The sequence below is a fragment of the Bartonella silvatica genome (assembly GCF_040545155.1).
GTDB classification, from domain to species: Bacteria; Pseudomonadota; Alphaproteobacteria; order Rhizobiales; family Rhizobiaceae; genus Bartonella; species Bartonella silvatica.
The window spans coordinates 1-2459 of sequence record NZ_JBEPLI010000049.1; the positions used below are offsets into that span (position 1 = coordinate 1).

4 protein-coding genes are annotated in these 2459 nt (G+C 39.4%); all 4 read left to right on the forward strand.

All coding sequences use genetic code 11. The features are described 5' to 3' along the window. Window positions 1-556 (forward strand): phage antirepressor KilAC domain-containing protein (locus tag ABID23_RS07695; protein WP_354190884.1); only part of this gene is annotated, 556 nt, incomplete at its 5' end. 12 nt (window positions 557-568) lie between these two features. Then, a complete protein-coding gene (locus tag ABID23_RS07700; RefSeq protein WP_354190886.1) occupies window positions 569-811 on the forward strand; it encodes a hypothetical protein in 243 nt (80 codons plus the stop codon). Window positions 812-893: 82 nt separating this feature from the next. Beyond that, window positions 894-1697: a recombinase RecT gene (locus ABID23_RS07705; RefSeq protein ID WP_354190888.1), complete on the forward strand. Its 804-nt coding sequence runs from the start codon at window positions 894-896 to the stop codon at window positions 1695-1697. 1 nt (window position 1698) lies between these two features. Beyond that, window positions 1699-2322, forward strand: coding sequence for a lambda exonuclease family protein (locus tag ABID23_RS07710; RefSeq protein ID WP_354190890.1), 624 nt, complete (start codon window positions 1699-1701; stop codon window positions 2320-2322). Window positions 2323-2459: the final 137 nt, after the last annotated feature.

Consider the following 2459-nt stretch of genomic DNA (forward strand, 5'->3'; position numbering starts at 1 on the left):
GGAAGCGAACAATGCCATAGCAGTAGAATACTATCTTACCTTAGACATGGCGAAAGAGCTTGCCATGGTCGAGCGTAATAAAAAAGGAAAGCAAGCAAGAGAATACTTTATCGAATGCGAACGGCGTGCAAAGCAAGTTGTTACACCACAAATCGATTACTCAAGTCCACAAGCGATGATTGGCTTTTTGAATTACCTACAAGGACAAATAAATCAAAAAGATACCATCATTGAAGATTTAAAACCAAAAGCAATGGCTCTGGAAAGCTTGCAACGCTCTGATGGGCTCTTCGGTCTTATTACAGCTGCTAAAATTCTTGAAATGCAACCCAAAAAGTTCATTCTCTTCTTACAAGAAAAAAGATGGGTATATCGAATTACTGATGGCGCTCCTTTGCTTCCTTATCAAGATAAAATCCAAAAAGGACTAATGGATTGCTCAACCCACATCATTCAAACAACAAAAAAGGCAGAAAAAGTCATTCCTTCAGCAAAAATCACAACAAAAGGCATGGGGGTGCTGTCTCAAGAAATTAAAAAACAAAGCATGCATTAAAGGCAACAAATCATGGAAAAGAAATATGAACTTACTGATGAAACAATTGAGTGTGATGGAAAAACTCTTCACCGAATTAAAGCATTAAGAGACTTTAGACACATCAAGAAAAACGACTTAGGTGGTTTTATTGAACACGAAAGCAATCTATCCCATGAGGGTGATTGTTGGGTTTCTGGTAACGCCAAAGTTTATGGAAAAGCTAAAGTTTGCGGTTTTGCCGAGATTTCTGGTAATACCGTAATAGCCATATAAGCCTTTCTAACCACACAAACAACTTTTAACACAAGCGTGATTCACGCCACGGGAGAATTGCGCGCAAATCAAGGAAACCAACATGACAAATTCTTCTTTAACAACCATGGCTAGCAAATATGGGTTTTCTCATGATCAATTTCGAAAGACAATTATCAAAACATGTATCAATCATAACTTCTCTGATGAAGAATTCGCTGCTTTTATCTCTGTTGCCAATACTTATGGTCTTAACCCTTTAACAAAAGAAATCTATGCACTCCCTAAAAGAGGCGGCGGCATCATACCCGTTGTTTCTATCGACGGATGGATTAAGATCATTAAGTCTAATCCTCAATTCGATGGCATGACCTTTCAAGATCAACTCGATAAAGACGGGAATCTCATTGCTATCAAATGTGCTATTCGTCTCAAAGGCATTAAAGACCCTATTGAAGTCACCGAATATTTAAACGAATGCAAACAAAAAAGTGACACTTGGCAAAAATACCCAGCCCGTATGTTACGTCATAAAGCCACCATACAATGTGCTCGTTACGCTTTCGGGCTTTCCGGTATCTATGAAGAAGATGAAGCGGCTCGTATTAATAATACCACACAAGGACAACTTATTTCTCATGACATGCTTATGCAAATCCAAGAATTAATTAAAGAAACAGGAACGAATGAAGAAAGGATACTTGATTATGCAAAAGTCGAGAGCCTTGAAGATATTCCTGATGAAAAAGCAAAAATAATTTTTGATATTTTGAAAGATAGACAAAAGGTTCAAGCAGAACAATCTCTCCCACAACAAAAGCAAATAGAGGCGCCTATACAAGATGCCGAATATATTCACGTTCAAGATATAGAATATGCACCACAAGAACAAAGAACGGCGGTGTGAGATGGAACAAAGAACAGCAGAATGGTTTCAAGCACGCTTGGGTAAAGTCACCGCATCAAACATTTACAGCGTACTCAGTAAGACAGCAAAAGGATTGCCTACGAGCAAATATGAAGACTACAAAATCAAACTCATAACAGAACGTTTAACAAGAGAAACAAGCCCCTATTATGAAACTGAAGATATGAGATGGGGTATCGAACATGAAGAAGATGCCTTGAGAGAATATGGCTTCATTTATGATGCCAATATAACAAAGTGCGGCTTTATCCAACACCCCACAACAGAAATGGCGGGGGCTAGCCCCGATGGTCTCATTGGAGAAGACGGTTTAATCGAAGTCAAGTGCCCGAGATCAGTAACACATATGCGCTTTTGTATAAGTGACGAAATCAAACCAGAATATCACGCACAAATGCAATTCCAAATGGCTTGTACAGGACGAAAGTGGTGTGATTTTGTAAGCTATGACCCACGTTTTACGGGGAAGTTCTTTCACTTACGCATGAAAGTCAAGCGTGTTCTCCGTGATGATCAACAAATTGAACAGATCAATCAAGCGGTCGAAGCCTTTTTAGCAGAGATAGAACGAGAGATACAACAACTCTCAACAAAAGCTGCTTAACCTTATGGGGGTGTTTTGTTCCCCGCATATCTACGAGCACCTCCACCCTTTCCTAACAACTTTTAAGTCATGCGTGATTCACGAAATGGGTGAATTGCGTCTCAATATAGGAGAAGAGATATGGCGCCTCGTAAAGC

Bases quoted from the DNA above. Each gene is read 5' to 3' on its own strand.
- ABID23_RS07700 (WP_354190886.1), top strand. From the start codon at position 569: ATGGAAAAGAAATATGAACTTACTGATGAAACAATTGAGTGTGATGGA.
- ABID23_RS07705 (WP_354190888.1), top strand. From the start codon at position 894: ATGACAAATTCTTCTTTAACAACCATGGCTAGCAAATATGGGTTTTCT.
- ABID23_RS07710 (WP_354190890.1), top strand. From the start codon at position 1,699: ATGGAACAAAGAACAGCAGAATGGTTTCAAGCACGCTTGGGTAAAGTC.